We start from the raw sequence: 22215 nt of genomic DNA on the forward strand, positions 1-22215 counted from the left end.
CCTATACTTCGCGATATTGAGGACCACCGCCCCCTTCAGGGACTGTCCATTCAATATTTTCGAATGGGCACTTAATATCACAAGTCTTACAGTGAATACAGTTCGTATAGTTGATTTGTAGGTCTTTCTTACCTGGCTCTTTTGTAGACGGTACCATTTCGTATACAGAGGCCGGGCAGAAGTGATTACACGGTGATTTGTAATTAGGCTCACATACGCTACGGCAGATATCCCCATCCTTCAGGATCAAATGGTTCGGAGAATCCTCGTCATGCATAGTGCCTGTCAAATAGACGCTGGAAAGCTTATCAAAGAAGAGCTGCCCGTCCGGCTTAGGAAGCGAGCTCAATTGCTCGTCAAAGCCATTAGGCCCCCATACGTCGACAACCTTCTCCGTCGTCTCAGCGTCCCCGTGAGCGATTGGCATTGGATCTTGAAGGCCACGCCCCCCAGTCATCTCTTGAAGAGCCAACATAGGCATAGAAGCAACGATACCCTTGCTCAACGCCTGATGGAAGTTACGAACCTTGTAAAGTTCGTTCTTCACATAGCTGCCATGGATACGGGTTTCGTAGCCCTTCGTGATTTCTTCAGTGAACTCCGCCCCTTTGGTCAAACCTTCCATGACAGTGTCAGCCGCCTGCATACCGGACTTCATCGCTAGATGAATACCTTTAAGCTTTTGCACGTCCACCATGCTGGCAGAGTCACCACAGACCATGAAACCATCGCCGTAAAGTTTCGGCATAGAATACCAGCCACCTGCAGGCAAAGTCTTACCGCCATAAGCGATCACTTTACCGCCTTTGAGCATATTCTTAAGGAACGGATGAGTTTTCAATTTTTGCAATTCACGGTGTGGATCCAAAAGAGGATCCTCTGTATCGAGGTAAGCCACAAGGCCCAAGATGATTTTATCGCCCGGGATTGTGTAAATGAAAGTACCACCGATAGATTTAGAAAGCGGGAAACCCATTGTATGGATCACTTGACCAGCTTCCACCGTACCATGAGGCATCTGAATGATCTCTTTCACGCCTTCTTCAAAAACCTCTTTGTTTTTGCCAGCGCGAAGATTCAATTTCTCAGAAACTTTCTTGAACAAAGAACCACGAGTTCCTTCAGCAAAAATAGTAACTTTTGATTTTAGGATCAAACCAGGCTCAAAGTTTGCTTTTGGGTTGCCGTTCTTATCACGACCTTTATCGCCCGTGCGAACACCGACAATTTTATTTCCTTCATACAAGGCTTCAACAGCAGCAAAACCAGGGAAGATGTTAATCCCCTTCTCTTCACATTTAGTCGCCAACCAGCGATTCAATTTGCTGATAGAAGTAATGTAGTTTCCTTCGTTATGAAACGGAGGAGGCGTCACCGGAAGCTTGAAAGAGAAATCAGATCCCAAATAGTAAACTGCATCTTTTTTCACTTCAGTATCAAGAGGAGCCCCTTCTTCTTTGAAGTTAGGAATCAACTCACGCAATGCTGTCGGATTAAGAACCGCACCGGACAAACTGTGTGCACCCACTTCAGAAGCTTTTTCAAGCACCACAATCATTTGCTCAGGAATCTGTTCACCTTGTTTTTTACCAGAAGCGACATCTTCGTTATGTTTTGAAATTTGATTTTGCAAATGCAGGGCACAAGACAGACCAGCGGACCCACCGCCCACGATAAGGACATCGACGTCCATCGTTTCACGAGTCACACCTTCAGGAAGTTGATCATAAGACATTGAGTGGTTCTCCTACTAACTAACTTTTTCTATTAAACTTTTTAAACTAATTACTCTTCAGCAGGCTCTTCGTTTTTAACTTCAGCCTGTGGGGCGAGCTTTCTTGCCGGGGTTGAGATTTGACTTTGAACTTTCAAATCGCCCTCGTCACGTCCACCCGGGTATTCACGCTTCTTGGCCGCCTTGGCAATTTCCGCTTCCTTCGCTTCGTCGTATTGACTCCCCGCTAGAACCTCGTCTGCTGCAATGGCCGCAAATCCTGTAAAAGATAGCACAAGCATAACTAAGAAAATTCGAATCATAAATTCTCCAAAACCCGCTAGGAACTATTCAGATAATTCCCGCTGGGCTTATCCCAATAATTCCCGCTGGGAATATAAAAACCAAATGAGAATGTGTCATTGAAATAGTGCAGAAATTTTAGCTTTTAAGCAACTGGAAGACGGCGATGAAACTTCATCGGAATCTGGCGACGAACGCTGTCAATACGCTCCCGCGAAAGCTTAGCTACAGTGAAGCCAACCGCTCTTTTTGCGACCTGCCCGACAATAGTCCCCCAAGGATCCACAATAAGAGAGTGACCGTGAGTTTCCCGCACCCCACTCTTAACACTTTGATGAATCCCACCCTGAGCGCTAGCCAGCAAATAAGACTGACTCTCAATAGCGCGAGCACGCAATAAGACCTCCCAGTGAGCCTCCCCCGTTTTAACAAGGAACGCTGCTGGCACTAAAATCAAGTCCACTTCTTTGCGAGCATATTGCGAAAACAACTCTGCGAAACGAATGTCATAGCAAATCGCTTCACCAATTCGCCAGCCATCCACCTCGATAATATTTGGCTTCTGCCCATGACGAAATACATCAGACTCACGGATCGGCTTTTGCCCTTCCAGTTGAATATCGAACAAATGCATCTTCTGATAGGTCGGAGTCACCTCACCTTGTGGCGAGATCAATACCGAAGAGTTGTAAAGATGCCCTTCGACATACATAGGCACAGAGCCCAAGTGAATATAGGTGTCGTATTTTTTGGCCTGCTCAGACAGACGAGCAAATGCGTAGTGAGACAGAGTGAATCCTTGGATGCTCTCTCCCTCAACAACTCTCATGTACAAACAATTTTCGGGGAACCCTACAAGTCTGACTTTGTCTTCGGGTTTTTGAGATTTAAAGATATCTTCCAACAAGGCTTCAATCTGCATCAGGTTGGCATCGACATCATCGATTGAAGTCATTTGCGCTGCCGCAACCACCAACTCTGAACTCATAAAAACTCCTGTTAAATCAGAGTGCAGATTACTCCGCTTCAGGAGCTATCATGGACGTGCGAGCTTCTTTAACTTCGCGACAATTCCATTTTGCATCCTCAAGAGTTTTTCTGACACCCGCAACAAACTCTTCACACGAATTATGATTCTGACTAGAACCAATCGTTTGATCAACACCACTTTTAGTATAGACCGCCTTGCAGCGCTGGTCTGACAAGGTTTCGATACGCAGAGTTCTTACAGATTTATTGTGTTTACAGAGGACGAGTGCCTCACCGATTTCAGCGGATGCTAAGGACGAAAAAAAAAGCACTGACAACGCTGCTGCGCTCAGTGCTTTTATACTTTTATCTACAGAGATTTGGTCTCTTTTCAAAGCTGCTCCTTTGAGTCTCACGCTAACTATTTAGTTAGACTCGTCAAGTTGGGGTCTATGCAAGTGCATAAACCTCACTTTGATTTTAAACAGCAATATTTGAGACTAAAACGAAGAGATCAAACTCGAGACCAAATTTAGACTTTATCTTAGGAAGATATTGCCTACGCGGACTTTTGTTTGGTTGCTTTTTTAGAAGTCTTTTTGTCTTTAGATGCAGCAGCTTCAACCAATTTCACATTTGAATAGTCGATGAAGCCTTCTTTTTTCAAAAGACCGTCTTTTTTATCGTAGTGTGTTTGAACTTTCACACCTTGAACCAAGACTTTCATGTTTGCAGCATCTACAGCCAAAACAGTGCCTTTTTTGCCTTTATCAGAGCCAGTAATAACTTGGACTGTTGCGCCCTTTTTGATTTTCAATTTCATGTGAAAGCCTCTTACTTCTTAGTGCTGATTTTCTTTTTGATTCTAGTTTTAACAGCCAAAGCTCTTTTAGAAAGCTTTGAATCATCCGCATTAAGGATGAAAGCGTCAAAACCACCAATATGCTCCATATCGCGAAGTGCGCTAGTTGCAATTGACAATCTAACCATAGAGTTCAAAGCACGGCTAAATATGCGTTTCTTTTGAACATTTGGTTGAGCTGTTGATTTAGTTTTAATGTTGGAGTGAGACACCAAGTTTTTAACAACAGGGCCTTTTCCAGTAATTTCACATTTGCTCATTCTAAGCTCCTCTGGCTTCTTCGTCTTATATGTCTATATCTACGGCGAACCTTCCGGTTCTGGACACAAGTCTGGGTGACCCGTCTTTAAAGCCTTAGGCATTACCTAAGCCTCAAAATCAATATGGACGCCGCAAACAAGAAACAACCATATAAAGTAAAAAGACACTTGATGGCAACCTTTTTTTCTTGTACACACAATAACTCGCTAACCATTAGGAAATCAAAAAGAGGATAGAATGAAAAAAACTACTCGTAGCAAATACAGACAAGAATTCTCAGGCGACCACGTATTCGATTACAAAGATCCAGCATCTTTGACTCGTTTTATCGGCGATGGTGGCAAAATCACTCCTTCTAGAATCTCTAAGCTATCAGTTGCTCAACAAAAACGTGTTGCAGCTGCAGTTAAGAAAGCTCGTAACCTAGCTTTGCTACCTTCTGGTACTGACGCTTACGACACTTTCAGCAGAGCAGAAGCTATTTCTCCAGTTCCTTTCGAGATCTAAGAAGATCTGAACTGAATAGGATTTCCTGGGGAAAGCTAAAGAAAAAGCCGGTCATTGACCGGCTTTTTTTCGTTTAACGCCCTTAATTTCTCAAAAACTACCTAGACCTTTTTTCTGGAAAGCTTCCACCACGTCCAGGCGGTCAAAACCATCATCACCATGTAGCTTTTACTAGACCATTGATGCAGAACGGGCCCTGGAATCCCCAAGAAGGCCAACTGATCAAAGGGCACTCCCCAATTAAAGACTCTCAGCCCCAATATCGGCAGTGCAAACAGCGTCCAAAACTGCATAACCCCTACATACCAAACAACCTCTTCTGTATCCGCTCTGCGGTATTCAAAGGCCATTAAAAGCATGGGAAGGCCCACAAAGAGGACTCCAGCAATCGTCGCAGCCACTTGACGGTCTGCGATGAATTTAAACAAAAACATCACCGCGAAGATCACGATAAGTTGAGCCACTAAATATCCAAGAAAAGCATTTCGTCTCATGTCTAAGAAATTAGACCAGCATTGGGGACAACTCAAGACAAGGAGCGCATCAGCTCCCCTTCTATAAGATCTGACGAGATTTCAATCCGGCTCCTGCCTTGCACAGTGGGTCATGGGACAACCAACACAATCTCTGGATCTGCCAGAGCGCAAACAGGAAAAATTATGAAACACGAAATGCTGCAAATTCAACTTTACGCTGAACTTCAAAAATTTGGCTTGAACCCCTGCGAATGGTCACTTCAACCGATCAATGATCAAGCTTCCCTCAACAAATCATCACTGAGCTACTTGATTCAAAATAAAATCGACAAAAATTTTGCGCTCTCCGGAAGGCTCAAAAGAAAGAAGCAAGGCTTCACTTGGAAATCCCTGGAGCTCGCTTCTTTGTAGATCAACAATCAGTATAACTAATAGGTTTCACAACGAACTGAGAAAATGCTGCGATTAAAAATATCCAGCTCCGACATAACTGCCGTGGCCTTCTTGGGTTCAACAACCGCCACGGCAGGATCCGTTGGCGGAGGCAGCTCCTCACCTGGAAGTTTGCTGAAAATCTTCAAACGAAGAGCATTCCAAGCTTCCTCACCATTCGCACGAATATAGGTGCTCTTCAGACGACAGAAAACCGCAATTTCAGCCTCCTGCATCCAGCCGAAACGTTCAAACCCCGGCTCAGGAGGCTTCACTCCCCAGGCCAAACGGGCCATCAATTCAATTCCATCATTTAAGGCTGATGAAACTTCCTTCACTCCATAGAGCTGTGCCGTGCACTCGCTCGAACCTTTGCCTACTTCGTTAGCAATTTCCTTCAAAGAAGAAAAATATTCGTAACAAGAGCCTGCGCTGTTGCCAATTTGACAAGCTTCTTTAGCTCTTCCGATAGTGGGTGGGATCTTATTCTTCTTAACTTCCGTCGGAAACAAATTGCCCTTCTGGGCTTCACGCATTGCTTCCTCTTGCGTATCACAAACTGTATGCGGAGGATTGATCATCATAAAAACGCCAATGCCTATCAAAATGGCAAGTAAGGCGAGGATTGGCTTCGGAAGTGATTCGATCAGTTTTTCCATGATGTAAAAAAGGATACTTATGTTCTGCGTTAGAATCTAGTAGTTTGACAAAAGCCGCTATAATTATTAACTTCCTGCTCTCGTCGGGGCGTAGCGCAGTCTGGTAGCGCATCTGGTTTGGGACCAGAGGGTCGTAGGTTCGAATCCTATCGCCCCGACCATTTTAATGAATTTAATAAAAGCCTTTTGAAGTTCTTCAAAAGGCTTTTTTCGTTTCAGGAGTAATTATGTCTCACTCACAAGATCCGAAAAATGAATCTCTGACAACAGACACTCCTGAACAACTGACAGCTGAGGCCGAGATGCTTGAAGAATCTTTTGAGTCAGCTGACACCCTTGAGGATTTCACGAAGGTTCTGATGGAGAGCCTGACTTCGAAACTTCATGCGAATATTGATGAGATCTTTAAGCAGAATAAATAGGTCGTTTTCTCTTGGAATAAGTTCAATAAAAAAACGCACTGAAGTCAGTGCGTTTTGATAAAAACTTTGTATCGATCACTAGTGGGTTATCTATACAGGCTTTAACTGCATCAGATAGCGAGTTGCCATCTCGCCATATATTCGAAATCTAACCGCTTCAAAGCTATCGGCAAGTGGTAACCCATACAGTAAAACTTCTGGTGTCGTAGTTTTCAATGTTAACTGATCCAGGCCCCTTGCATAGCTCAAATTTAAACTTATAGCGACTTTTTGCGGCGGGCGTTTTGTCATAAGCCCACTTTAAGAGGGAGTCCACCTCATGTTGCGGAAGACTTTTTAACTTGGCTTCAATGTTACCATTAAAATCACGATCCACTTCCTTTAAGCGTTCTATCAACGCACTCCGAAAAATTGCTGCATTTGTCTCCGTAAGTCCCGTAGCTATTTTTTTAACCGTTGGATTTTTGGAGAGAAAATATGCGAACATCGCGTCTTGTGCTCCACGTTCCCGAAATTTCGACTCAACCTCAATGTATCCAATCATAACATCTCCGGGAATGGCAACATCATGGCTATCCCGATTGGGTTCAGCCGAAAGTCGTCCAATGTAAACCATCTTAGTCGCGCCATCCGGAACACCCCAAAGTTCGACATTATTTTTCCAGTCCTCAACATCCTCAATTTTTTGAAAACCTCGGACTGATGGTTCTGTGGGAGTACTATCTAAAAAGGCTCCCTGACAACTATTCACGGAGCTTACACAACGGTAGACTCGAGAAGCACCGCTAACGCATGAGGTACTTGTTAGCGTGAGAAGACTTAAGACCAGTAAGAAAGTTTGTTTAAAGCCCATTTTTGTTTTATCGGACGAACACTTTCTAGATCAACAGGATGTTGATCTAGAAAGGAATGCTTCTAAGCCCCCTAATTGCAAAAAAGCCTGTCTTAACGAGCAGGCTTTGTATTAGAAACAAGGGATTAACTGACAACAGTAGGAACTCTTGAAGAAAAGTAGACCGTCCCTAATGCTATTGGCGCTACGACCAACCAGAATATTGCATAATCGTTTCCATCGATGATGCCGATGGGTAACAAAAGAAGCGAACCAATAATACCCGGCAAGAGCCACTTTGCAGAAACACTTAATACTTTTTCATGTCGCCATGGAATTAAAAATACAAAAGCAATCGATATTGAGCCAAGGGTCCCAAATATAAGTAACAACATGCCTAAAGAGTTTCCATCCGATAGTAACCAATTTCCAATGCAGACAGAAAAAAAGCCTATTAACAGAAAAGACGCTCCTGAGATTCGTTTAAAAATCGATCTCTCAGGCACAGTGGTGATTGTATCCTGAGAATGAAAAATGAATTTCTTCAGAGGAATCAGTAGGCACAAAAATACAATATAACCCAAAACGCTCAAAGCAATTCGAGTATTCATAGAAATATCGAAATAGCCCAAGACCGCAGCAAAGTCATTGCCAGTTCCATTAAATTTTACACGAGTGGAACTAAGAATCATTTGCAAACCTAGATATGGAACGTTGAGCGCCGTTATCCACGCAACAAAATAATAAAGGCGCCCTTGCTGTTGAGGTGCTTTGCGAATGCAATACAGAAATCCCAAAGCGCCCAAAACTAGCATGCTGAAAATGGGAGCTACACCATTCATGAATAAAAGGTGGTGGCTTGGAAATTTATTTACATCGACATTCGGGATACCGACAGCTGTTAAATTTAAAAAGTTTGCAGGAACATCAAGTAGGCGTGCGACAGCAAAGTGTAAAAATTCGTGAATCGTCACTGATGTTACGATTGCTGCGGCGACCAATAGTGAAAGGCCAACAATGGACTTTACAGAAAAATGCTTTTTCAAGCTTCCCCCTTAAAGATGAAGAGAGAACCTTATAAATATGCGACCAGCTTGTAAATCAATTTAATCTCAATAAACCTTAATTCGTCTATATTCGCACTGACTTATGGATCCTCCTACTCTTTCAGCATTTTCGGCGTTCCCCAAGTAGCAGTTCTGGATTCGTAAATAACCTTCGCCTGCGCCCGCCAAACCATCCTCTGAATGGCTCCAATCTTATACGCACCAAGCAACCCCGTAATAACGGTCACCGCCCAGAAGATCAGATTCGAAAAGTTCATAACTCCTTCCCCTCAATGGCAATCTTCTTAGATTCAAAACGCTCCAGGATCTTCTTTACAGCCTTATTATGCCAAACCTTGGCCTTTCGAGGCTTAAGCCTCTTCGCATTGAGGTAATGAGTGATTTCATTGGCATCACGCCCCTCTTTCCATTGGCGATGGATTTTAAGTAATACATCATACTCAACCGGGTTCTTTACCTGCTTCCCTTGAAAGTAACAGAACCCAAATGGCGGAGGAGCTTTCGTTTTCCAGATTCTCCATCGAGTGACTTCTTCTGGGGTTGGATCTTTCGGTCTTAAAAGAACTCCAGCTTTGATCAGACGACTTCTGACTTTTGTTTTTGATATGTTGAGTTCTTTACCGATGTCTCGCAAAGAGAGACCCTTTTCAAACAATTTGCAGACTTCTACCGAAATATCGCTTCTTTGATTAAATTTTTTATGAATGATCTCATGAGGTTGGACGCGTGCGTTTAGACTTAAGCATTGGCGACCATTTTAATGAATTTAATAAAAGCCTTTTGAAGAACTTCAAAAGGCTTTTATCGTTTCAGGAGTAATTTTATGTCTCATTCACAAGATCCAAAAAATGAATCTCTGAAGACAGACACTTCTAAACAATTGACAGCTGAGGCTGAGTTGCTTGAAGAATCTTTTGAATCGGCCGACACCCTAGAAGACTTCACGAAGGTTCTGATGGAGAGCCTGACTTCGAAACTTCATGCAAATATCGATGAGATCTTTAAGCAGAACAAATAGCATCTTCAGCTCGACATGAATATCAAAACCGCAATTCCAATCCAGGAATCGCTAAGTCCTTAAATCCAAACTTTTCATAAAGCCCGCGCTGCGACCAAGCCCCCAATCGTGTATTAGGGTTTGCCAACACTATCTACCCTCTGGCACATGTAAAAACACCATTGAAAAATGGCTGAGATAGCTTCAGGCTGTCTCTTTTTTGGATGCAGCTACTCACACCCATCGCCGTCTTTAAAAAAAGGGTCTTTCTTCCAAGAGTGAGATCTCCCCATTAAAATTTGTGAATAAGTTCCAACCTTCCTTAGCAGACCGAATCGCCCCAAATAAAGACGGGAGCGAAAGATAGCTAAGAAAACTCAAGAAGTCTCAGAGCATTTCCGAAAAGAAGTCACATACAGATTAACTTCGGAGACTTCATGAGACGTACCTGCAACTCCATCTTTGCCTTCAACGCCAGTTTTTTATTATTCACTTCAACGGTTTCCCTTTTGACGGCCTGCCAGGTTTCAGTGGATTACAAGGTCCCGATTGAGCTGGCCTCCTTGACTCCGACGCCAACGGCCCCTGTCGTGAGCAAAAGTCTACAAAAGATTGCCACGGGCTCCGGTCACACCTGCGCAATTCTCAACTCCGGCGCTGTGAAGTGTTGGGGTTCAAACTCAGCTGGTCAGCTGGGCTATGACGACACCGTCGATCGAGGCAAAACCGCCGGCGACATGGCTGCTTTAGCGAACGTCAATCTTGGCGCTGGGCGAACTGCTCAGGCGATCGCTCTCGGAGGCGCATTTACCTGCGCTATTCTTGATACGGGCGCTGTGAAGTGCTGGGGCAGAAACTGGAACGGGCAACTGGGCTATGACGACTTTGCATCACGCGGACACACTGCGGGAAGCATGGCTTCGCTAGCAACCGTCAACATTGGTGCCGGAAGAACTGCGAAAGCAATTTCTGCGGGAAACTCTCACGTGTGTGTCATCTTAGATACCAACGCAGTTAAGTGCTGGGGAAATGGTGGCGATGGCCAACTCGGAAATGACAGTGCCGACAGCGGTATTGGTGATGGTGCCGGCGAAATGGCGGCATTAGGGACCGTCAACTTAGGAGCTGGTCGAACTGCAAAAATGATTGCCGCTGGTGGAATCTCAACTTGCGCGATTCTTGATAACGATCAGGTCAAATGCTGGGGATTCAATGGTGAGGGTCATCTCGGCTATGATCACTATATAAACCGCGGAGATACTCCAGGCCAGATGGCAGCGCTCGGCACTGTGAACCTCGGAGCTGGCAGAACAGCCAAGGCGATCTCCATCAACGAGACCCACACCTGTGCGATCTTAGATACAGGCGCTGTAAAATGCTGGGGCGCCAGCTATTACGGTGAGACCGGTTATGAAGACTATAACTGGCGCGGTGGAGCCTCTGGCGACATGGCAGCGCTTACGACAGTCTTTTTAGGCGCAGGAAGAACAGCCAAAGAAATTCAATCCGGTGGCACTCACACTTGCGCTATCCTTGATAATGATGCCGTGAAGTGTTGGGGTGATAACTCTTCTGGACAACTAGGCTACGACGACACCACTGAAAGAGGTAGCTCTGCGGGAACGATGACTTCTCTAACCTCTATCAACTTGGGTTCAGGACGATCTGCAAAAAATATTTCTATCGGTTATGACTTCAGCTGTGCGCTTCTGGACAACAATGAAGCAAAATGTTGGGGCAATAACTCCTCTGGACAATTGGGATACGACAGCACGACTGCAAAAGGCAAATTTGCTGGCGATATGGCCGCCCTTAACTCCATCAACGTTGGCGATTGATCTTCGAGATCGATCGCCCTCCTTAACATGTTGAACCTGCTACGTTCCGGAAAATAAAACATGAAAGTGATGAACTCTGCTATGAATCTTCTAATAATTTTAGCATTGAATATATTCGCATTAAGCGTTCGTGCTGACGACACTTCTCCGCTCAAATCTGAAAGACCACCGGAATTCAATCGTCCGATTTTCTTTCAGACTCTCGAGAACGAATTAAAAATTAAAAAATTTGGCCTGTCATACAATTTGGATAGCTCCAAAGGACAAAAGCTGGTCTTGGGCTCTCAGACAATTGACGGCGATTCCTTCACCGCTCGCTTAGAAAACAATGAATTGAATTTAAAATGGAATAAAGTTCTTATCGCTGGCGGTGAAATCAGCATCATCAATAAATTTGGTGAAGAGTTATGGAAAATAAAAACTTCCGAAAACGGCAGTTTGCAATTCAAAGATTGGAACGACTCGAAAGCGCCTCGCTGGAAGGACCATGAACGCTTTCGTTTCTGTCTGCGCTCCGAAAAGGACCAAGGACATGTCAGTCTTTGTTCACAGTGGTATGGCATTGAAACCGCCGACGCCAGTCGCAAGTTACTTCTGGTTCCAACAACCGTAACACCTCAGGTGATCATTCAAAGTGAGCAAAAAAAAGGGCACGGCTTTGAAGATGTTGAAATCGGCAAGCCCGTTCATTTTTTTGCTCGACTTGCAAACGATGCCACCTATGAATTCGTCTCAACGCCCGCACCTCTTGAAGTCAAAGACATGATTGCGACAGAAAAACCCGGCTCTGTTATGCTGACGGGAGGAGGACTAAAACCTCTGGCTGAGTCAGCTCAAGAGCTTCCTCAGATTGAATATGGAAAAACGACCCGTCTTCTCGGATTTGAAAGAACCATTGCGGAGCCTCCGCGCTTATGGCAGGTCGAACTCTCTGGTAAAGAGCCTACTTTGGATATGCCGGGAGTTCAGGGGGGATTATTTACGCATGCTTTAGAAATTCAAAATCCCCCACAACCGCAAGACCGCATCTATGTGTCTTCGCGTGCCCTCATAGATACTTACTCAGACAAAGACGAAGTCACCTATGCAAACTCTCTCGGTGAGCTCAAAAAATGGGAATTCCCTGCAGAAAGGAAATTCTCAAACAATACGGTCACTCTGGATATTCCAGCCGACAAAATTCCGCATAAGGCTTATTTGGAACCCTATCGAGGGGCTCCACGCGAAGCCAGCCTTCGTCTAACTGAAGTTCTTACCACGGAAGGCAGCTATGCCCTGCTTGGCGAGGGTCATTTCGCTTGGTGGTTTAATGATGTCCTTGGATCTCAAAATTACTATTTATCAAAACAGCGTTGGGGTCTCACGACTCGGTATTTTGCCTCGATGACAGATCTTCCGACGAACACTGCGGGAAAAGTAAGGCTACAATCGCTTGAAGCGGACTTGCGTTATCGCTTCTCTCCAGGCCTTTGGGGCCGAGACGAAACAGTGGGAGCTTTTGCTGCCTATGACAATCTAACCATTGGAGAATTGACGGCGCCTATGATGGGGGCGGGACTGTTTTGGGCCCGTTCCATGCCACGATCCATTGACAGTTGGCTTAATGGCATATCATTTCTCAATCACCCAAAATGGTTCAGTCTGGATCTCGTAAATTATTTTTCAAGTTTGGATAGTCAATATTCTTTAGGGCAAAACTATGCTCTCAATGCGAATATTAAAATGATGTCTTCCCCGGGATTCTTCTGGGAAGGAGGCCTCGGAGTGAAGAAAAACTCATTTGACAGATCCTCTGACGGTGCGAGCGTCACCCTCACTACCTTCTTCATTTCTATCGGCGTCGGTTTGGACTTTTAGAAGCAGACTTGGGGTTCCAATCAACTACGAAGCAAACGCTTTCTGACTGGAACTTCAAACCACTTCCAAAAAACATACGACATGACCATCATCAAAAACAGATAAGCCGGAAACTGCAGCGGAAGCGGCAGAACATCCAAGGGATGATCCCCCTTGCGGAAGGCCATCATATAGTGGCCGTGTATCATATAGAGCGTAAAAGAAATTTCGCCCAATAAGACAAAAAACTTACGGCTTAAAAATTGAGAAATCGCACCTTCGTGTTTCGCAAAAGTATAAATTAAAAAAGCCGCACCCAAACATGAACCTGAGTGAACCAGCCATGCAGCAACTCCAGTTGTCGCGACTCCGGAAAAAGACCATCCTAGCAAAATCGAACTTCGCATGTTGATGATCAACAAAATCAAAGCTCCAACTTCCCACAATGTCCCTTTCAATGTTTTCCCAGCAGCGCCATTTTCGGTCTGATACTTCGTAAATACCAGTCCTACGGTCATGCCCAGGATAAATTCAAAAACTCTGACAACTGGATTGACGTGAAAAAGAGCCGATGTCGTCAGTCCATCAAAACCAGAACGATAGGAAGGAATCTCGAAAACTCCTGAAGCAATCATGGCCGCCAAAACCAATCCCACGGAAAGGCCCAACCACAACTTCCATCGACGAGCAAAACCGTAAACAAATACCGGGAAAAGCAGGTAAAAGAAAAACTCTGTGGAGATAGACCATGAGTGAGAATAGTAAGAGCTGTAGAAACTCTGTTTAGGAATCCATGCTTGAATCAATAGAATGTTGGAAAGAGCCATTCCAACAGACTCAAGGGCAGACTTACCATATATAAAATAGTCAGAGTCAGGTCTGTGGCTAGCCAAAAAAGCCACAATAAATGCAAGAATGTGTGTCGGCCAAATGCGTGACCAACGTGCGCGATAGAAGCGCAGAACATCTCCAGCCCGCTCAAAGTAAGGATAGCAATAGAACATGATAAAGCCCGAAAGAACAAAAAAGAAACTCACAGGTTGCGTATTGTAGATCTGACGCACAAAAGGCTTCGCAATACCAAAATAACCCTCACAGTGAAGGGCGAGGATGGCAAGAGCTGCAAAAAATCTCAACGAAGTCAGCGCGGGCAAGGGAACAATTTTTTTCTGCATTATGAAAATCCTCTTCGACGGCAAGGGTGTACATTAAAAATTTCGAGATTCCAAGTTTCTCAAGCCGGAACCATGTGGAATTTTCCCTCCCCTTTTTCAAATTGATTTGTTATTCAGCCACTCTGTTGAAAAGACTCGAACAAGTCTTCGAAGGGCATCAGTTTTGAAAATATTGTTTTATTCGCCAATGAAATCCATACATCATCCCGAGGCATCGGGTGATCGTGAGATAGCCCGTGGTCTTTTTGAATATTTACAAGAGCAAGGTCATCAGGTTGAAATTCTCTCTGAATTTCAGACGCCCTTCTTTTTTCAAACAGGACGCGGATGGTGGAGCTTTTTAAGAAGTTTCCCAAAAGCATTTTGGAAGGCACTGACATTTCAGCCTGATATCTTTTTTACTTATCATCTTTACTACAAAGCACCGGATCCGTTGGGTCTGATTCTGTCGACATTTTTTAGAAAACGATACTATGTCTTCGAAGGAATGTTTTCTGAAAAACCCCGCAGCCTAACCGGCTTCAAAGTTGGATACTATCTGACGAAGTGGTCCCTTCAGCGGGCCAATTGTGTATATACCGACAAAACCGATGATATCGAAGGCTTGCTCAAGGTTCTCCCAGCATCACGAGTTTGTTATATACCACCCTCATTGAATTTAAGTGTTTTCACAGATCCAGGAAAAAAAACATCAACACCACAAAGCATTCAGATTTCCTGCATCTCCATGCTTCGCCCTGGTCGCAAGGTCGATGGTGTGAAGTTCTTAATTGAAGCAATCGCTGAACTTCAACAAGAAATGGCATCTCAACAGTTAAATTTCAATCTGAAGATTGCCGGAGATGGTCCCTCATTTGAAGAGGTTAAACACTATGCAGAGTCTCTGCTTAAATCCAGAGTTCAACTGTGTGGTGCTCTCGGCAAAGAGAAAATTTTGGAACTTCTCCGCAGCAGCGACCTTTTTGCATTCCCCGGCATTGATGAAAGCTTTGGACTTGTTTATCTCGAAGCTCAATCACAGCGACTGCCCGTCATCGCTTTTAAAAATGGTGGTGTCCCAGACGCGGTTGAGGATCAGGTCAGTGGGGTACTCACTCCTCTCATGGAAAAATCCGCCTACAAAAAAGCTCTTCTGGAGTTGATTCAAAACAATCATCTCCGAGAAAAAATGGGACAGCAGGGTCGGCTTCGCATTGAGAAGAAGTTCAATAGACAAATCAACTATAAGAAAATGGACCTTGAAAAATAAGCTGATCAAATTCTTTCTCAGCAAGAAAGATTACTCAAGAAGGATCACTGCGCACGCATTTGCATTCTTCATACACCTTCATCACTCCACTCCCCCCGCGATTCAACAGTTCTTCTCTAACTCTCGTCTAAAAAGTTACTCGCCTGAAATGTATCCAGATCCAGTCAATGACATCAAACAAGATGCTTTTATGTATGAGTACACAAATGAGTTTATAAGCCCGCTATAATTTGACGTCCTCACAATGAAGTAGATACTGAGGATGATATTTTATAAAGGAGACACCCATGAAAAAAATCATACTTGCTTCATTGCTATGTGTAGGATCCTTGGCGCAGGCTCAAGACCAATCCGCTACTTCCAGTACTCTTCAGTTCTCTAGAGAAGCTGTGGAAACTAACCCGCGAGGTCTCATTCCATTCATTGGGGCTGGTGGGGGTTATACTGGATACGGTGAGAACGGAACCTCGGCTCAGGAAGGAACACCTGGAACTGTGAAACTTCTAGGATCTTATTATTTCGAAAGCCCTTGGGTTTCGGAATTTGGATATGGCTTCAACAGTCAGTCTTTTAGCCAATCCACAGCCAAAGACTCAAGCATTAATAATGCGGCGATCGAACTTGCCGCTCGTTACCGCTCTGAAAATCGCTGGCAAACAGGCGTTGTTGCCGACCAGATGTTCGGTCAAGGTGGCAACTACGCAGCTGAACAAGAGGACGCGCAATTCGTAGGCCTGCAAGTTCTTAAAGAATTCAATCTTGCTCCAGCTTGGTTAGGTCGCGTGGGTGGTCGCGCGATGGCGTTAACAAATAATACGGGCAACGAGATCTATATGTATCTCGTGGATCTCCAAATTGGTTGGAATCCAAATGCTTACAAAGCATCCGCGAAATCTGCTGAGGCAAAACAAGCTGAACCAGAAATGCTGACGGAGCGAGAATCAACTCCAGTTCTTCGTGACGTCGCTTACAGCTCTCTGGCAACTGCCGGTGCGATTCAGTTCTCTTCTGGCAAATACTCAGTGAGCAATGCAGACAAAAAACACTTGGCAAAAGTAGCCAAAGTACTTAATGAACACAGCAACCTTTTAGAGAGAGTTGAAGTTGTTGGCTACACAGACTCAACTGGTAGCACAAAAACAAATGACAGACTTTCTCAAGCTAGAGCAGAACAAGTTAAAGCTATTCTGCAAAAAAATGGTCTGAAAGATGTGCCTGTTACTGCAGTCGGTAAAGGATCCTCTGAAGCCACTGGCGGATCAATGAGAGCCGATCGCCGCACGGAGCTGGTATTTGTTGGAGTTAAAGATGAAGAAGCGCTTCGCAATGCTCTCGCAAGCATCCAATAAGTCATCATCAAGACTCATTCATCCTAAAGAAAACGCGGCCACTAAGCCGCGTTTTCTTTTTCCTTCATAGTGAAATCACTCGAGGCACCATCTTTTCCAAGATAGTCATCACTCAAAAGCGGTTCTCCAAGTCATTACAAACTCAGACGCGCTTGAACCATTCAATGGCTTTTGATCTTTTGTTCGGAATTCAACTTTCGTATTAAATTCGCGACTCAAGGTTTGCGCTTCAATATTATTTCGTGGCACTCGCGCACCCAACTGTTTTAACGAAGTCACCGGCACAGTGTAGGACTTGGTCGTAATGCACATTCCATTTCCTGCCCACGGCCCCTGCTCCTGACATTGTTTCCCACTCCAGTTAAAGATTCTAAAGGAAACCTTCACATCACTTGATTTCGAAGCAAACTCAAAAGACTGCCCCACATGCTCCTCTACAGAATACATTTTCTTAAAGCCAAAATTCCAAGGCGTTGTATTTTGCTGATAGTTTGCTGAGAATTCAGGACTGTGAGACATCACGAATGTTCTTAGAACGGTCGACGCTGCCAACGGCCCATAGGCTCCGTGGAATCCGCAATGACTTCCATAAGAAAGATTCAAAACACCCACATTCGGTGATTTTTCGTAGTAGTCATCTTGCTCTATTACCCGCGCATTGATTTTATTATTCACGATGATGTCATTCTTCGAAGCCCATACAAGCATCGGAGTTTGAATCTTTGTGCGCAAATTCCAGAAGTTATTAGACTTAAAATAAGAACTCGGAGTGCTGGCAATTCCACGACGTTGCAAAGATGTGGATGTCAACTCACCTAAAAAGTCCGCCATTTCTGCTGTTTTCTTAGGAATACGGCCTTCAACCAAAAGATCCGGAACGTCAGCCAAGTCCCCACGCGCATCCATGAATTGATTTTTCGTCAATTTAGCGAAAATAGGACCCACGATAAAGCTGCTATAGAGATGTTCCAAGGTCGGTTTTAAGCTCACCACAGGGCAAATGGCTGCGACAGAACTGAAGACCTTCGAACCGTCGGTTTGTGGATACATATCGTTATAGGTAGCGCCATAAATCGCAGCACTCCCCCCAAGACTGATACCCATCAAGTGCATACTCGAAATGCGATCTCTGTAGGCCCATTGTTCCTTGAGCCATTTACCAGCGAGCAAAGCCTCATAACCTTCTGAGTACCCACCCAATTGAACCACATGATTCAAGGCCATATAATCCAAGCCTGTTTGACTCGCCAACAAGACGACGTTGAATGGGCTTTGATCGAATAAACTCATAAGATAGGCCTTCATCGAAGGCGACTCAGAGGCAGAACAGAACGTTCCGCACTTTACTACAACAAGCGGACGAGGACGACCATCCTGCTTCAACGCCATGATTGCTGGCAACTGAACTCCGTTGGAGAGCTTCATCGTAAACTCAGAAACTTGTGGATGCTGTAAAAATGGATACTTGTACATTGAGTACTTCAAAAGAGCGATAACACCCTTGGGTGATCTTGCAGAAAGCTCATACTCACAGCGTTTAAAATAGTCTTTAGCTAACTTAAAGTATTCTGCACTTGATCTCTTTTTGCTCAAGACAGAGTCTTCAAAAATTTTTGGGTCACAAGCTGGGCTGATATCCTTGGTGCTAAGCCCATCTGGAATCTCTTCTAAAAAGCTCTGAGTCGTGGCCTGATCTGGATCCGCTTTTTGAGCGACCTCCGTCAAAAACTGTGCTTCCCGATTATCATTTTTCGAGCTCACAGTCTGAGCCTGAGTTGCCACCGAAATGAAAAGAACACTCAACACAAAGTTGAACATCATTGCTGTCATTTTTTACCCCACACGCACTACGAAAGGCTTATCGGTGTTGGGTTTTACGAGTTTAATCAGATTTAACTTTGTCGAGAATCTCGACACTTTATTTGGAATTCCCAGTCCTAAATACGAGAAAAAATCGAGAGAAAGACAAAGCCGTTGTTCTTAGGCGCAGCGAAACACTCAACAGCCCAAGAGAGAAATAGCACCGCAAATCTAGATGGTAGATACTTAGGTAGATCTTGCTTCACTGAGAAGCACGAACGCGTGTGAAGCTCTTCAAGGGTAAAAAAAAGCCCGTCAAAATGACAGGCTTTTTGATATATCTAAAAATAAATAATGATCTCTAAGCGATCTTTTTAATCTGCGAAAGCTTATCCTTTAAAACAGTATTTTCGTGCTTCAAAGCGTTCACCTCAGATGCAAGTTGATTGACCTTACGTTTTAAAAAGTCCATCTCTTGCTGAGCTGCCGGATTATCATCAGATTCGCCGACAATATTAGGAGCACTGTCCTTCTTAGCCGGTTCATTCGAGTAAACTGGTATAGAATGCACAGAAGAATTCAGAAGCTCTTCGATGTTCTCTGGAATATGAAGCTCAGGATCCACTTTCTCTAGACGAATAATACCTTGAGAAACAAATCCACGAACTTCTGATACCATCTTCGAGACGCAAGTCCCTTTTTCCGCAGCTGACGGATTGGTTTCAGCCATCAAGTCGGTAATTTTTCTTTTTGATATTGGCGGCAGACAACTCAAAAGACTTTCAATTTGCTCTGGAGGACTGCCATGAAGCGCATAAGCCAGAGTCATAGGTTGGACGCGAGAAAAAATCTCCACGAGATATTGCCCGTCCCAGCTATATACACGAGTGATCGTTAAAATTTTCTTGCGGAGAGCCTCTTCCCAAATGGGACTTTCCCCTGCAATTAAAGTTAAAAACTGCTCACGCTTTGCAACTGGAGACGTCTCCAGCAATTGAAGCAGTTGATAAAATCCACCTTTTTTCTTATATCGATCTAACATACCCATAGCAATTTTATCGGTAATGTAATCCAAGACTAAAGCTGGGGGACACACTATTTTGGTTATAAAAAAAGAATCATTGGCTTGAAAAATAATCGGCTTTTCAGTGTTTAAGAGTTCCACACTTTTAGAAGAATTGAAAATCATCGTCCCAAAATGAAAAAAGCAAGGCACCTCATTCTGAGACTTTCTATTGCGAAAGCCTCAAGGTCCTTGCTTCTATTTCGCTCGGTGCGTGGCCTATTACAAGCTACTGCACTTGTATGACAAACTCACGCTTGTACCTGGGGCAAGATACTGATTGAACTTCAACACTTTTCCATCCAAGTAGTGAGACACCGGAGCACCCGACACTGTCACCACAAGTTCTTCAGGATTAGCACAATTCAACATCACATCTTTAATCGCACTCTCAATTCGCGTCTGAATGTTGCCAAGCTGTCCCGTGTAGTTCTCAGAGCAAATATCCGCAGATACACCCCAAGAGCTGTCAGCGAACTTTTGATAAACATACCCAATACTTCCTTGAACCATTCCCGTCGTCACAGAGTTCGCAGGATTTCCCAACGTTTGACTGTTCTGAACATTCAAACACGCAGAGTCTTTTACGATAATGGAATGAAGGCTCAATGAGTTGTATTTCTCATTTCCTAACAAAGTCTTCACATTATTAATCAAGGTCGCCGGCTGATCTAAAGTATTCAAAGGAGAACCGTTGTTATACAAACCGCTTCTTTCATCTTCATCAGACAAGAAGATCACGGACAAATGAGCATCGTTGCGAATGAAGTTGCCAGGATTATTTTGAACCACCAAGTTCGCAGAATAAACACCACGCTCGTCACCCGATGGGCAGTTCTGACTGTATTGATTTGCATACTCCGCACTTTCCTGTGAAGAAAGTCCATTGCTGCGGAACCAGTTTGCGATGAAGTTCTCACAAGCCAAAGTTTCAGGTCTTTGAATCGCTGCACTGAAAAGATTAACTCGATTCGCATTGCCAGGAACAAGGTAAGCACTGCCATCTCCGTACGAGATCAACTTACCACCTTGCGGAAATTTACCACCACTCACATCGGTCGTTGTGATCGCAATTCTATAGTCGACATGCCTAGCATCAAGATTCTGAATGAAGTTAGCAAATCGAGGTGCCAAACGCTTCTGCTCGAAAGACATTGAAGCTGAGTTGTCATCGACAATCAGAATATCAACCTTCCCAGCTCCAGCAGTCGCCGAGTAATTAAATGAATATTTGCCGTCTACAACGACACATCCGCTGTCTTTACACTTGCTATCGTCTAACGAGAACTTCACTGGGGAACAACCCACGTAAAGTCCTACAACAAAGGACAAAGCAGCAAATCTAGTAAGCGCATTCATAGACACCTCTCTCAAGCTCTTATATCCAACCTTGATGCCAGAATTCTCGTTATATCCTAAGTTGTTGATTTCACTTAATTTTGAGGAAATATCAAGAAGGCAACTCCGAGGCCACATCTGTCGATTCTTTTGACAAAGGCCTTCTTTGGTCAAATTTAGCCGAAGGATTTCCACTATTTACGATTTTTAAAGACCTAGGCCGAAGGAGCGATTTTGGGCCTAAGTACGAAAGCCTTTGAGCACCAACCCAATGTTTCCAATAATAGAGACCAACGAGGAATTAAACGTATGCTCTACAAGATCATTGGCGCCTTTATCATCGCTGCAGCAGCAACCATAGCATTCTTAACTCTAAAGGATGAAGGTGGCCTCAATATTAAAAAGAAACTCACGCAAAAAGGTGAATCAGCGTGCGTACAGCTAACCCCTGCTGAGCAGTTAGTAAAACTGATAGATGATGATTTTAAAACCTTGGCTCAATCGCAACAACTTCCTCAACAATGGTCATCGATCGCAACTGTAGAATATAGAAATGGTTCTGAGTTGGCCCGGGCTATCCTTGGAAAAGCCAAGCCGGGAATACAGCGAGTACAAAATGGAACAAGCTATTTAGAAATTGAGGTTATGGATCTTCCAGACGAAAGCAATCCAGGAATAATCCTGCAAGCAAGTCTCTTTGATATTAAAAGCAAAAACAAAATTTTCGAAATAGGTCGCACTTACACAATGAACGATCTAAATCATCAAGCTTCTGCAGAAAAGCCAGTAAAGGAAAACGAAGCTGCCAAGAAAGAGAACTCGAAGGCCCCAAACACCCAAACTCCTGGTCACTCAGACAAGGACAAACAGCCTCAGCCAACACCAGATAAAAGAAACCCACCAGCAACATCTAGTCAGTAGAATAGTTAATCATCTGACAGCGCTAAAGAAAGTCTTCTAGATGGCTGTCCAAGTTCGATTTGAAACAATTCAAACTGTTATAATCTTATTATTGTTTACAATTTGGATAATAAAAAACCCGATCTGTTTCCAGACCGGGTTCAAA

24 protein-coding genes and 1 tRNA gene are annotated in these 22215 nt (G+C 44.1%); 10 read left to right on the forward strand and 15 right to left on the reverse strand.

What is annotated here, in order from left to right:
• Position 1: 1 nt before the first annotated feature.
• The 6 genes from NWE73_RS16795 to rpmB form a co-directional block, all read right to left on the reverse strand.
• Positions 2-1735, reverse strand: coding sequence for an electron transfer flavoprotein-ubiquinone oxidoreductase (locus tag NWE73_RS16795; protein WP_277579520.1), 1734 nt, complete (start codon positions 1733-1735; stop codon positions 2-4).
• A 50-nt stretch (positions 1736-1785) separates the two neighbouring features.
• Positions 1786-2037 carry a hypothetical protein gene (locus NWE73_RS16800; RefSeq protein WP_277579521.1) on the reverse strand — a complete coding sequence of 84 codons (252 nt, stop codon included), beginning with the start codon at positions 2035-2037 and terminating at the stop codon, positions 1786-1788.
• A 125-nt stretch (positions 2038-2162) separates the two neighbouring features.
• Positions 2163-3005, reverse strand: a complete 843-nt coding sequence (locus NWE73_RS16805) for a carbon-nitrogen hydrolase family protein (protein ID WP_277579522.1) — start codon at positions 3003-3005, stop codon at positions 2163-2165.
• Positions 3006-3033: 28 nt separating this feature from the next.
• Complete coding sequence (locus tag NWE73_RS16810; RefSeq protein WP_277579523.1) at positions 3034-3402, reverse strand: hypothetical protein; 369 nt, start codon at positions 3400-3402, stop codon at positions 3034-3036.
• 143 nt (positions 3403-3545) lie between these two features.
• Positions 3546-3809: a KOW motif domain-containing protein gene (locus tag NWE73_RS16815; RefSeq protein ID WP_277579524.1), complete on the reverse strand. Its 264-nt coding sequence runs from the start codon at positions 3807-3809 to the stop codon at positions 3546-3548.
• A gap of 11 nt (positions 3810-3820) precedes the next feature.
• Entirely contained in the window at positions 3821-4108 is a 288-nt protein-coding gene (gene rpmB, locus NWE73_RS16820) for a 50S ribosomal protein L28 (RefSeq protein WP_277579525.1), read from the reverse strand.
• A gap of 238 nt (positions 4109-4346) precedes the next feature.
• On the opposite strand from rpmB, the gene rpsR reads away from it, so the two are divergent.
• Positions 4347-4616, forward strand: coding sequence for a 30S ribosomal protein S18 (rpsR, locus tag NWE73_RS16825; RefSeq protein WP_277579526.1), 270 nt, complete (start codon positions 4347-4349; stop codon positions 4614-4616).
• Between the two features lie 101 nt (positions 4617-4717).
• Here the strand turns inward: rpsR and NWE73_RS16830 are convergent, their stop codons facing one another.
• Complete coding sequence (locus NWE73_RS16830) at positions 4718-5110, reverse strand: hypothetical protein (RefSeq protein ID WP_277579527.1); 393 nt, start codon at positions 5108-5110, stop codon at positions 4718-4720.
• Between the two features lie 165 nt (positions 5111-5275).
• Here NWE73_RS16830 and NWE73_RS16835 point away from each other — a divergent pair, with 165 nt between their 5' ends.
• Positions 5276-5503: a hypothetical protein gene (locus tag NWE73_RS16835; protein WP_277579528.1), complete on the forward strand. Its 228-nt coding sequence runs from the start codon at positions 5276-5278 to the stop codon at positions 5501-5503.
• 17 nt (positions 5504-5520) lie between these two features.
• On the opposite strand, the gene NWE73_RS16840 is transcribed toward NWE73_RS16835, so the two are convergent.
• Positions 5521-6183, reverse strand: a complete 663-nt coding sequence (locus tag NWE73_RS16840; protein WP_277579529.1) for a hypothetical protein — start codon at positions 6181-6183, stop codon at positions 5521-5523.
• A gap of 84 nt (positions 6184-6267) precedes the next feature.
• Here NWE73_RS16840 and NWE73_RS16845 point away from each other — a divergent pair.
• Both NWE73_RS16845 and NWE73_RS16850 read left to right on the forward strand, forming a co-directional pair.
• Positions 6268-6344 (forward strand) — tRNA-Pro (locus tag NWE73_RS16845).
• 66 nt (positions 6345-6410) lie between these two features.
• On the forward strand, positions 6411-6605 hold the full coding sequence (locus tag NWE73_RS16850; RefSeq protein WP_277579530.1) for a hypothetical protein: 195 nt from the start codon (positions 6411-6413) through the stop codon (positions 6603-6605).
• A 163-nt stretch (positions 6606-6768) separates the two neighbouring features.
• Here the strand turns inward: NWE73_RS16850 and NWE73_RS16855 are convergent, their stop codons facing one another.
• The 3 genes from NWE73_RS16855 to NWE73_RS16865 all read right to left on the reverse strand — a co-directional run bounded on the left by NWE73_RS16855 (position 6769) and on the right by NWE73_RS16865 (position 9159).
• Complete coding sequence (locus NWE73_RS16855; RefSeq protein WP_277579531.1) at positions 6769-7458, reverse strand: hypothetical protein; 690 nt, start codon at positions 7456-7458, stop codon at positions 6769-6771.
• Between the two features lie 125 nt (positions 7459-7583).
• Positions 7584-8483, reverse strand: coding sequence for a hypothetical protein (locus NWE73_RS16860; protein WP_277579532.1), 900 nt, complete (start codon positions 8481-8483; stop codon positions 7584-7586).
• Between the two features lie 274 nt (positions 8484-8757).
• Positions 8758-9159, reverse strand: a complete 402-nt coding sequence (locus tag NWE73_RS16865) for an RNA polymerase sigma factor sigma-70 region 4 domain-containing protein (protein ID WP_277579533.1) — start codon at positions 9157-9159, stop codon at positions 8758-8760.
• A 168-nt stretch (positions 9160-9327) separates the two neighbouring features.
• Between NWE73_RS16865 and NWE73_RS16870 the strand changes: the two genes are divergently transcribed.
• The 3 genes from NWE73_RS16870 (at position 9328) to NWE73_RS16880 (ending at position 13196) form a co-directional block, all read left to right on the forward strand.
• Positions 9328-9522 carry a hypothetical protein gene (locus tag NWE73_RS16870; RefSeq protein WP_277579534.1) on the forward strand — a complete coding sequence of 65 codons (195 nt, stop codon included), beginning with the start codon at positions 9328-9330 and terminating at the stop codon, positions 9520-9522.
• A gap of 416 nt (positions 9523-9938) precedes the next feature.
• Complete coding sequence (locus NWE73_RS16875) at positions 9939-11339, forward strand: RCC1 domain-containing protein (RefSeq protein ID WP_277579535.1); 1401 nt, start codon at positions 9939-9941, stop codon at positions 11337-11339.
• Positions 11340-11420: 81 nt separating this feature from the next.
• A complete protein-coding gene (locus NWE73_RS16880; protein ID WP_277579536.1) occupies positions 11421-13196 on the forward strand; it encodes a hypothetical protein in 1776 nt (591 codons plus the stop codon).
• Positions 13197-13216: 20 nt separating this feature from the next.
• Here the strand turns inward: NWE73_RS16880 and NWE73_RS16885 are convergent, their stop codons facing one another.
• Complete coding sequence (locus NWE73_RS16885; RefSeq protein ID WP_277579537.1) at positions 13217-14350, reverse strand: acyltransferase family protein; 1134 nt, start codon at positions 14348-14350, stop codon at positions 13217-13219.
• Positions 14351-14537: 187 nt separating this feature from the next.
• Here NWE73_RS16885 and NWE73_RS16890 point away from each other — a divergent pair, with 187 nt between their 5' ends.
• Together NWE73_RS16890 and NWE73_RS16895 are read left to right on the forward strand one after the other, a co-directional pair.
• A complete protein-coding gene (locus NWE73_RS16890) occupies positions 14538-15599 on the forward strand; it encodes a glycosyltransferase family 4 protein (RefSeq protein WP_277579538.1) in 1062 nt (353 codons plus the stop codon).
• Positions 15600-15886: 287 nt separating this feature from the next.
• Positions 15887-16948, forward strand: coding sequence for an OmpA family protein (locus tag NWE73_RS16895; RefSeq protein WP_277579539.1), 1062 nt, complete (start codon positions 15887-15889; stop codon positions 16946-16948).
• 108 nt (positions 16949-17056) lie between these two features.
• On the opposite strand, the gene NWE73_RS16900 is transcribed toward NWE73_RS16895, so the two are convergent.
• From NWE73_RS16900 to NWE73_RS16910, 3 genes are all read right to left on the reverse strand, one after another.
• Complete coding sequence (locus NWE73_RS16900; protein WP_277579540.1) at positions 17057-18778, reverse strand: alpha/beta hydrolase family protein; 1722 nt, start codon at positions 18776-18778, stop codon at positions 17057-17059.
• Between the two features lie 331 nt (positions 18779-19109).
• A complete protein-coding gene (locus NWE73_RS16905) occupies positions 19110-19796 on the reverse strand; it encodes a FliG C-terminal domain-containing protein (RefSeq protein ID WP_277579541.1) in 687 nt (228 codons plus the stop codon).
• A gap of 237 nt (positions 19797-20033) precedes the next feature.
• Positions 20034-21170: an MIDAS family adhesin gene (locus NWE73_RS16910; RefSeq protein ID WP_277579542.1), complete on the reverse strand. Its 1137-nt coding sequence runs from the start codon at positions 21168-21170 to the stop codon at positions 20034-20036.
• A 288-nt stretch (positions 21171-21458) separates the two neighbouring features.
• On the opposite strand from NWE73_RS16910, the gene NWE73_RS16915 reads away from it, so the two are divergent.
• The gene (locus NWE73_RS16915; RefSeq protein WP_277579543.1) at positions 21459-22070 is read left to right on the forward strand and encodes a hypothetical protein; all 612 of its coding nucleotides are present in this window, start codon (positions 21459-21461) and stop codon (positions 22068-22070) included.
• The last annotated feature ends 145 nt before the right edge of the window (positions 22071-22215 follow it).

The sequence above is a fragment of the Bdellovibrio svalbardensis genome, from assembly GCF_029531655.1.
GTDB lineage: Bacteria > Bdellovibrionota > Bdellovibrionia > Bdellovibrionales > Bdellovibrionaceae > Bdellovibrio > Bdellovibrio svalbardensis.

What these genes read in the sequence shown, in the direction of transcription:
- NWE73_RS16880 (WP_277579536.1), top strand. Translation starts at nt 11,421, where the DNA reads ATGAATCTTCTAATAATTTTAGCATTGAATATATTCGCATTAAGCGTT.
- NWE73_RS16835 (WP_277579528.1), top strand. Translation starts at nt 5,276, where the DNA reads ATGAAACACGAAATGCTGCAAATTCAACTTTACGCTGAACTTCAAAAA.
- NWE73_RS16840 (WP_277579529.1), bottom strand. Translation starts at nt 6,183, where the DNA reads ATGGAAAAACTGATCGAATCACTTCCGAAGCCAATCCTCGCCTTACTT.
- NWE73_RS16850 (WP_277579530.1), top strand. Translation starts at nt 6,411, where the DNA reads ATGTCTCACTCACAAGATCCGAAAAATGAATCTCTGACAACAGACACT.
- NWE73_RS16905 (WP_277579541.1), bottom strand. Translation starts at nt 19,796, where the DNA reads ATGGGTATGTTAGATCGATATAAGAAAAAAGGTGGATTTTATCAACTG.
- NWE73_RS16890 (WP_277579538.1), top strand. Translation starts at nt 14,538, where the DNA reads ATGAAATCCATACATCATCCCGAGGCATCGGGTGATCGTGAGATAGCC.
- rpmB (WP_277579525.1), bottom strand. Translation starts at nt 4,108, where the DNA reads ATGAGCAAATGTGAAATTACTGGAAAAGGCCCTGTTGTTAAAAACTTG.
- NWE73_RS16875 (WP_277579535.1), top strand. Translation starts at nt 9,939, where the DNA reads ATGAGACGTACCTGCAACTCCATCTTTGCCTTCAACGCCAGTTTTTTA.
- NWE73_RS16830 (WP_277579527.1), bottom strand. Translation starts at nt 5,110, where the DNA reads ATGAGACGAAATGCTTTTCTTGGATATTTAGTGGCTCAACTTATCGTG.
- NWE73_RS16910 (WP_277579542.1), bottom strand. Translation starts at nt 21,170, where the DNA reads ATGAATGCGCTTACTAGATTTGCTGCTTTGTCCTTTGTTGTAGGACTT.
- rpsR (WP_277579526.1), top strand. Translation starts at nt 4,347, where the DNA reads ATGAAAAAAACTACTCGTAGCAAATACAGACAAGAATTCTCAGGCGAC.
- NWE73_RS16855 (WP_277579531.1), bottom strand. Translation starts at nt 7,458, where the DNA reads ATGGGCTTTAAACAAACTTTCTTACTGGTCTTAAGTCTTCTCACGCTA.
- NWE73_RS16900 (WP_277579540.1), bottom strand. Translation starts at nt 18,778, where the DNA reads ATGACAGCAATGATGTTCAACTTTGTGTTGAGTGTTCTTTTCATTTCG.
- NWE73_RS16895 (WP_277579539.1), top strand. Translation starts at nt 15,887, where the DNA reads ATGAAAAAAATCATACTTGCTTCATTGCTATGTGTAGGATCCTTGGCG.
- NWE73_RS16885 (WP_277579537.1), bottom strand. Translation starts at nt 14,350, where the DNA reads ATGCAGAAAAAAATTGTTCCCTTGCCCGCGCTGACTTCGTTGAGATTT.
- NWE73_RS16815 (WP_277579524.1), bottom strand. Translation starts at nt 3,809, where the DNA reads ATGAAATTGAAAATCAAAAAGGGCGCAACAGTCCAAGTTATTACTGGC.
- NWE73_RS16795 (WP_277579520.1), bottom strand. Translation starts at nt 1,735, where the DNA reads ATGTCTTATGATCAACTTCCTGAAGGTGTGACTCGTGAAACGATGGAC.
- NWE73_RS16870 (WP_277579534.1), top strand. Translation starts at nt 9,328, where the DNA reads ATGTCTCATTCACAAGATCCAAAAAATGAATCTCTGAAGACAGACACT.
- NWE73_RS16800 (WP_277579521.1), bottom strand. Translation starts at nt 2,037, where the DNA reads ATGATTCGAATTTTCTTAGTTATGCTTGTGCTATCTTTTACAGGATTT.
- NWE73_RS16805 (WP_277579522.1), bottom strand. Translation starts at nt 3,005, where the DNA reads ATGAGTTCAGAGTTGGTGGTTGCGGCAGCGCAAATGACTTCAATCGAT.
- NWE73_RS16915 (WP_277579543.1), top strand. Translation starts at nt 21,459, where the DNA reads ATGCTCTACAAGATCATTGGCGCCTTTATCATCGCTGCAGCAGCAACC.